Origin of the sequence: Micromonospora sp. NPDC051296 (assembly GCF_040682255.1) — a bacterium.
Lineage (GTDB): Bacteria > Actinomycetota > Actinomycetes > Mycobacteriales > Micromonosporaceae > Micromonospora > Micromonospora craterilacus.
In genome coordinates this window covers 24,164-30,812 of sequence record NZ_JBFBAO010000032.1, presented here as the reverse complement: position 1 = coordinate 30,812, position 6,649 = coordinate 24,164, and the positions used below count along the sequence as shown (strand labels likewise).

7 protein-coding genes are annotated in these 6,649 nt (G+C 73.2%); 3 read left to right on the top strand and 4 right to left on the bottom strand.

Features of this window, described 5'->3' with window-relative positions; genetic code table 11:
- Positions 1-104: 104 nt before the first annotated feature.
- Positions 105-938, bottom strand: a complete 834-nt coding sequence (gene ddaH, locus AB0M52_RS05980) for a dimethylargininase (RefSeq protein WP_363949476.1) — start codon at positions 936-938, stop codon at positions 105-107.
- A 59-nt stretch (positions 939-997) separates the two neighbouring features.
- Here ddaH and AB0M52_RS05975 point away from each other — a divergent pair, with 59 nt between their 5' ends.
- The 3 genes from AB0M52_RS05975 to AB0M52_RS05965 all read left to right on the top strand — a co-directional run bounded on the left by AB0M52_RS05975 (position 998) and on the right by AB0M52_RS05965 (position 4,576).
- A complete protein-coding gene (locus tag AB0M52_RS05975; RefSeq protein WP_363949474.1) occupies positions 998-1,456 on the top strand; it encodes an Lrp/AsnC family transcriptional regulator in 459 nt (152 codons plus the stop codon).
- A 110-nt stretch (positions 1,457-1,566) separates the two neighbouring features.
- Positions 1,567-3,501, top strand: a complete 1,935-nt coding sequence (locus AB0M52_RS05970; RefSeq protein ID WP_363949467.1) for a beta-propeller domain-containing protein — start codon at positions 1,567-1,569, stop codon at positions 3,499-3,501.
- 118 nt (positions 3,502-3,619) lie between these two features.
- Positions 3,620-4,576, top strand: a complete 957-nt coding sequence (locus tag AB0M52_RS05965) for a zinc-binding dehydrogenase (RefSeq protein WP_363949465.1) — start codon at positions 3,620-3,622, stop codon at positions 4,574-4,576.
- 6 nt (positions 4,577-4,582) lie between these two features.
- Here the strand turns inward: AB0M52_RS05965 and AB0M52_RS05960 are convergent, their stop codons facing one another.
- The 3 genes from AB0M52_RS05960 to AB0M52_RS05950 form a co-directional block, all read right to left on the bottom strand.
- The gene (locus AB0M52_RS05960) at positions 4,583-5,665 is read right to left on the bottom strand and encodes a hypothetical protein (RefSeq protein ID WP_363949462.1); all 1,083 of its coding nucleotides are present in this window, start codon (positions 5,663-5,665) and stop codon (positions 4,583-4,585) included.
- 97 nt (positions 5,666-5,762) lie between these two features.
- Positions 5,763-6,020: a DUF6457 domain-containing protein gene (locus AB0M52_RS05955; RefSeq protein ID WP_363949460.1), complete on the bottom strand. Its 258-nt coding sequence runs from the start codon at positions 6,018-6,020 to the stop codon at positions 5,763-5,765.
- Positions 6,017-6,613, bottom strand: a complete 597-nt coding sequence (locus tag AB0M52_RS05950; RefSeq protein ID WP_363949457.1) for an NTP transferase domain-containing protein — start codon at positions 6,611-6,613, stop codon at positions 6,017-6,019. Before AB0M52_RS05950 ends, AB0M52_RS05955 begins: the two co-directional genes overlap by 4 nt.
- Positions 6,614-6,649: the final 36 nt, after the last annotated feature.

The following is a 6,649-nucleotide window of genomic DNA, read 5'->3' as shown; positions in this document are numbered from 1 at the left end:
GGCGGCCACCGGCATCATCGCGGCGAACCACATCCTGCGGGCGGAGGGCGGCGCGGGGAAGCCAGCCCCTCCGCTGCACGGAGCTGAGTACGGGACTGACCGGCTCAGTGCCGCAGCTCGGCGATGCAGCACTTCACGCTGCCGCCGCCCTTCTTGAGTTCGGCCAGCTCCACCGGCACCGGCGTGTAGCCGGCCGTCTTGAGCCGGCCGGCCAGCCGGGTCGCCTCGCTGTTGAGCACCACGTTGGCACCGTCGCTGACCAGGTTCAGCCCAAACGCGAGGGCGTCGTCGTCATCGGCCAGCACGGCGTCGGGGAAGAGCTGGGCGAGCACCTTCTGGCTCGCTGCGGAGAACGCGCCCGGGTAGTAGACGATGTTGCCGTCGTCGATCGAGGCGAGCGCCACGTCGAGGTGGTAGAAGCGTGGGTCGACCAGCCGCAGCGAGACCACCGGGCGCCCCAACGCCTCCTGCGCCTCGGCGTGCGCGGGCAGCTCGGTGCGGAACCCGTGCCCGGCCAGGATCAGCCCGCCGTGCGCCTCTGGCAGGTACGCGAAGTCACCCTCGCCCTCGTTGGTCTCGTTCGGCGCGATGAACCGCCAGCCCTGCGACTCGTAGAAGGCCCGGTGCGCGGCCGCCTCGGCGGCTCGCTGGTGGTGCTTGAACCGGGCCCCGTAGACCGTCCCGTCCACCACGAAGGCGCCGTTGGCGGCGAAGACCATGTCCGGCAGGCCGGGCTCGGGAACCAGCAGGTGCACCTCGTGGCCGAGGCCGACCAGGGTCTCCCGAAGGCGGTCCCACTGCTTGACGGCCAGCTCCGGGTCGACCGGGGTGGTCACGTCCATCCACGGGTTGATCGCGTACTCGACCGCGAAGTGCTCGGGCGAGCACATGAGGTATGTCCGCTTTCGCGGTACTCGCTGCTGGTTCACGGTCACCAAGAGTAGGTAGGCTGGAACTTTAGTAACAGCCACAACCATTGCTTCCCTGAGGCGGAACATTGCAGATCGACGCCGTAGACCAGCGAATCATTGCGTTGCTCGTCGCCGACGCCCGTGCCTCGTACGCGGACATCGGCACCCGGGTGTCACTCTCCGCTCCGGCGGTCAAGCGACGGGTCGATCGACTGCGCGCCGCCGGCGTGATCCGGGGATTCACCGCCGTCGTCGACCCGGCCTCGGTCGGGTGGACCACCGAGGCGTTCGTCGAGCTGTTCTGCGCCGGCCGGACCACCCCGGCCCAGATCGGTGCCGCGGTGCGGCGTCATCCCGAGGTGGTCGGGGCGTACACCGTCTCCGGGGAGGCCGACGCGCTCGTGCACCTGCGGGCCGCCGACATCGCCCACCTGGAGGAGGCGTTGGAGCGGCTGCGGGCCGAGTCCTTCGTGACCTCCAGCCGCAGCACGATCGTGCTCTCCCGGCTGGTCGAATCCCCCGGCGTCGGCCCGTCCGCCCGCTGACCAGGGACGGGGGACAACTCGCGCCGCATCCGGCGGTGGGTCGCCACAGGGCTGGCGACCCGTCGCAGCGGGTACGGAACCGGACGCGCAACCGCGGCGTCGAACCGCCCATGACACGGGGAACGAAGGCCGCGGCAGCCGGCAGCACGCTGGTCGTGCTCGCCCTGCTCGCCGGCAGCATGGCGGCACCGGAACCGGCACCGCCGGCGCCCGGCCGCAGCGAGCCGCCGATGGTGCCGGTGGCCAGCCTGGTCTCGTTCGACTCCTGCGCCGAAGCCCTCGCCGAGTTGCGCGCGGCGGCCACCGAATCGGTCGGCCCGTACGGCCTCGACGGCGGCTCGATGCGGCTCGGCGACCGGGCGGCTCTCGGCGGCGAGTCGGCGGCGAGGGCCCTCGCCTTCGCGGAGGGCGGCGCCACCCCGCCGGACGCCGGGCCGGAATACTCGACGACGAACAACCACGAAGCCGGCGCGGACGAGCCGGACCTGGTCAAGACCGACGGCCGGCGGATCGTCACGGTCACCGGCGGCGTGCTACGGGTGGTGGACCCGGCCACCCGCCGGATCACCGGGAAGATCACGCTGGCCGGCGACGATCAGTCCCTGGGTTGGGGGATGCAGCGGCTGCTGCTGCTCGGCGACCGGGCCCTGGTCCTCGCCGAAGACATGCCGGATGCGGCCGTCGGCTGGGCCCGGACGAGCAGGCCGGCCGGTACGGCGCGGCTGGTGCTGGTCGACCTGGCCGGGCCACCCCGGGTGCTCGGCACGTACCGCATCCAGGGCGGCACCGTGGATGCCCGGCTGACCGGCGAGACCGCTCGGGTGGTGGTCCGCTCGGTGCCCCAACTGTGGTTCCCGCTCGACCCCGGCGGCAGCGACCGGGAGCGGGTCGAGGGCAACCGGGCGACGATCAGTGAGGCCGGTGTCGAGGCATGGCTGCCGGAGTACGAATGGACGACCGGGAAAGAGCGACACACCGGGCGGGTCGGCTGCGACCAGCTGAGCCGCCCGGAGCGGATGACCGGCACGTCGATGCTGACCGTGCTCAGCTTCGACCTCACCGCCAACCAGCTCGGCGACGGCGACCCGGTCAGCGTCGCGGCCGACGCGAGCACCGTCTACGGCACGGCCACGAGCCTCTACCTCGCCGGCCAGCGTCCGGGGCGGGCCATCAAGCCCAACCGCTGGCGGCCGGCCATGGACGACCAGGTCACCGAGATCTTCCAATTCGACGTCGGCTCTCCAGGCCGCCCCCGCTACCTCGCCGCCGGCCTGGTGCCGGGTTGGCTGATCAACCAGTACGCGCTGTCCGAGTGGGCGGGGCATCTGCGGGTGGCGACCACCTCGGGCGACGTCTGGGGCGAGGGGCGAACCTCCGAGTCCACCGTGCGGGTGCTGCGCCGCGAGGGCGGATCGCTGGTGCCGACCGGAATGGTCGGCGGGCTGGGTCGGGGCGAGCGCATCTACTCCGTGCGCTACCTCGGGCCGGTCGCGTACGTGGTCACGTTCCGGCAGACCGACCCGCTCTACTCCCTCGACCTGACTGACCCGGCCGCACCGAGGGTCACCGGCGAGCTGAAGATCACCGGCTACTCGGGTTACCTGCACCCGCTGCCCGACGGGCGGCTGCTCGGCGTGGGCCAGGAGGCCGACCGGCAGGGGCGGGTCAAGGGTGTGCAGATGTCGCTCTTCGACGTCCGCGACCCGGCCCTGCCGACCCGGCTGGACCAGTGGCACCTGCCCGGTGCCTGGTCGAACGCCGAGTTCGACCCGCACGCCTTCCTGTACCAGCCGGACACGGGCCTGGTGGCGCTGCCGGTCGAGGCCGGCATCCGCCTGCTACGCGTCACCGGCGACACGATCAGTGAGATCGGCAAGGTGAACCACCCCGGTAGGCACGACAACGGCCGGCAGAGGTGGGAGCCGTCCTGGCCCATCCTCCGATCGCTGGTGATCGGCGACGTGCTCTGGACCGTCTCCGACGCGGGCCTGCTGGCCTCCGACCCGGCCACCGCACGACGCCTCGGCTGGGTCGCAACGACCTGAATCTCCCTCCCCACGCGGGTGGGGCCCGGTTTCTCGGGGTTTCCGGGCCCCACCCGCCTTGACCTCAACCTGGATTGAGGTAGTCGACTGGGTTCGGGCCCATCGACGAGGGGGAAACGTGCGGGCGGTGTGGTTACGCGAGTTCGGCGGACCGGAGATGCTGGTGCCGGGCCCGGCACCAGATCCGATACCCGGCCCGGGTCAGGTGCTGATCGGGGTGGTGCACGCGAACATCACGTTCGTGGAGACCCAGTTCCGGGCGACCGGCTTCGGGCCGTCGCCCGCGTCGCTGCCGGTGATCCCGGGCAACGGCGTAGGTGGGGTGATCAGCGCGGTCGGGCCGGACGTCGACCCGGGACTGGTCGGCCGCCGGGTGGTCACCGGTACCGGCGGGTCCGGGGCGTACGCCGAACTGGTCGTCGTCGACGCCACCGCACCGGTGGCGGTCCCGGACGGGTTGCCGCTGGACCAGGCGGTGGCGCTGCTCGCCGACGGGCGTACCGCGCTGATGCTGTTCGACGCGGCCGGCCCGGGCCCCGGTGACCGGGTGCTGGTCGAGGCCGCCGCCGGCGGAGTGGGCAGCCTGCTGGTCCAGCTCGCGGCCCGCTCCGGCGCGCGGGTGGTCGGCCTCGCCGGCGGTACGCGCAAGGTGGCGCTACTGCCCGGGCTGGGCGCGCGGATCGCCGTCGACTACCGGGAGCCGGACTGGGTCAAGCGGGTGCGGTCAGCGGTCGGTGGGGTCGACGTCGTCTTCGACGGGGTCGGCGGGACGATCGGGCGGGCGGCGTTCGAGCTGCTCGACCCGGGTGGCCGGATGCTCAGCTTCGGGCTGGCCAGCGGCGAGTGGGCCGGGATCCCCGAGGAGACGGCCGCCGAGCGGGGCGTGACCCTGGCCCGCCCGGCACCGACGCCGCAGCAGCTGCGGGCGTACACCGAGCGGGCGCTGGCGGAGGCGGCGGCCGGCCGGCTGCGGCCGGTGATCGGGCAGCGCTTCCCGCTGGAACGGGCGGCCGACGCGCACGCGGCGATCAGCGCCCGGGAAACGGTCGGCAAGACCCTGCTCGACGTCCGCTGACCGGGTTCACAGGTACATGCCGGTGCGGTGCTCGCCCCGCCGGACCGGCTTGTCCCCCTCACCGAAGAACCGCTTGCCGCCGAACTCACCGTGCAGGCGGTCGTCCAACTCGTCGGCGAGACCGGTCATCACCTGTACCGCGAGCATCAGGTGGGTGGGCTGGAAGTTGCGGCCGAAGACCGGGATCGACGCCCACACCGTGTCGTCGGCGCAGTAGAGACGGCCGATCGGCATCCGGTTGGTCAGCTCGGAGAGCTTGACGTACAGCTGCTCGGTGGGCTCGACCTCGGTGAGCACCGGGGAGAAGACATCGACCAGCGGCGGGTTGTCGCGGACCCGGACGAAGACCATCGCCGAGCCGGCGCGGATGTTGATGTCGCCGTCGGAGTCGACCTGGAGCCGGTCCGAGTCCGACCTGAGCATGGTCGAGACGACCGTGCGGACCCGCTCGGCCAGCTCAAGCACCTCGGTGTCCGCGCCGGCCTCACCGGTGGTCGCCAGCGCCTTTTCCAGCTCGGCGCCGATTTCCCGGCCCGGGCCGAACTCGCTGCGCGCGGTGCCGAGCGGCTCACCGGGCACTGCCTCACCGTCGGCGTCCTCGATCAGGTAGACCAGGAACGCCGGGTGCGGGGTGCCGTAGATGTCGCGCAGGGTACGCGAGAGCAGGGCGGCCAGCCGGCTCGCATCCCCGGCCGCGTACTCCAGCCCGAACTGGTCTCCCGAGCCCTCCACCACGCCCGGCGGTGACCAGCCCAGCGCGACCATGTCGGCGACGGCCGCGCGGTCCAGCCGGTAGCCCTGGGGCAGGGTCGCGTTGCCCACCGCCCGGGCGGCGAGCCGGCCGTCCGTCCCGACGTCGACACTGACGGAGTACACGGCATCGTCGGTGCCGGAGGCGGTCGGGTCGAGGGTCAGGTCCACGTGCGCGCCCGCCGGCAGCGCGGTCAGCCGGTCGGCCAGCGCCCGGGCGAACTCCCGCCACGCCTCGGTCACCTTCGCCCGCAGGTCGGCCGTGCTCGGCTCGTCGAGCAGGATCGACTCGTGGTGCGCCGGCATGCCGGGCGGTGCCGAGGGGTGGTCTGCCGTCATGATCGCCTCCGTCCGTTCCGGTCACCCTACCCAGCCAGCCGCTGGGGCGGATCAGCCCGGACCGTGATCGGACAACGTCAACCGGTGCGCGCTCTGATCAGTCGGTGCCGCGCCCGCCGCCCAGCTCGACCGGCCAGGTGCCGGCCAGTTCGGCGAGGCGGGCGGCGGTCGCGACGGGATCCGCGCCCCGGCCGACAGCCAGGCCGAGCAGGTACGCGGTGACCGGCGCGCCCGGCCGTAGCACCTGGTGAGCCACGTCCCGGGCCAGGTCGAGCACGGTCGGCACGGGCACCTCCGCCGGGTCGAGGCCCAGCTCCGTACAGGCCGCCGTGAGCCAGTCGTCCATCACCGTCATCGCGCCCACTCCTCCGCCCGGCGTACGTCACGCTCAGTGTCGCAGTCGAACCAGGGCGGCGGACCGTCGCCGTACCACGCCACCTCGCGTACGGCGAGCCCGGCGAGCAGTTCCCGCAACGGGGCGCCGGCCAGCTCACCGCCGCGTCGCCGGGTGAGCCGGTCGAGGGCGGTCCGCAGCGCGGCCGGTCGCCACACCCCGCAGAGTGTCTGCCGCCGCCCGGACCGGTCGACGTGACACACGCCGTCGATACCGGGCTGGTCGAGATGGTGCAGCAGCTCGCCGACAGCGAGTCGGGTCAGCAGCGGCAGGTCGGCCGCGAGCAGCGCGACGGCCGACACGTCGGCGTCGAGCAGCGCCACTCCGGCTGCGGTGGCGGCGACCGGACCGCCACCGGGCGGCGTCTCACGGGTCAGCCGTACCCCTGCGGGGGCCGGCCCAGGGCCGACCAGGATCCGGGGTGCCGCGTCGGCTACCGCGGCGAGCACCCGCTCGCGCATCGGTACGCCGCCGACGGGCAGCGCCAGCTTGTCCCGCCCGCCCATCCGGCGCGCCGACCCCCCTGCGAGCACCACCGCCGCGTACGCCCTCACCGCCCCAACGTAACCGCGCACCCCGACGACCCCCGT